This is a genomic window from Acinetobacter sp. ESBL14, from assembly GCF_036668815.1.
In the GTDB taxonomy this organism is placed as follows: Bacteria; Pseudomonadota; Gammaproteobacteria; order Pseudomonadales; family Moraxellaceae; genus Acinetobacter; species Acinetobacter gyllenbergii.
Genome location: NZ_JAZEVS010000065.1, coordinates 1 through 293, shown reverse-complemented (window position 1 = coordinate 293; position 293 = coordinate 1). Strand labels below are relative to the sequence as shown.

Sequence of the window (293 nt, the reverse complement as noted above, 5' to 3'; positions counted from 1 at the left end):
CTTCCCGAATGGCACCACAGTTCAAGTACCAACCGATCCAATCACAGGTGCGTGGACAGTACCAAACCCAGGCAATCTGGTTGATGGTGATACCGTTACAGCAACAGCGACCGACTTGGCAGGAAACGTTTCATTGCCAGGTACAGAGATTGTTGATGGAGATGGCTTACCACCAGTGGTTGCATTGAATGATGAATTCACCAATGACTCAACACCAGACTTGAGCGGTACGATCAATGATCCGAATGCGACCATTGTTGTGACTGTGAATGGTATTGACTATCCAGCGGTGA

The 293-nt window shown here is 48.5% G+C and carries 1 protein-coding gene; it reads left to right on the top strand.

Annotated elements, in window-relative coordinates:
• Positions 1-293: hypothetical protein (locus V6E90_RS21805; RefSeq protein WP_332606424.1), on the top strand; the 293-nt coding region annotated here is incomplete at both ends.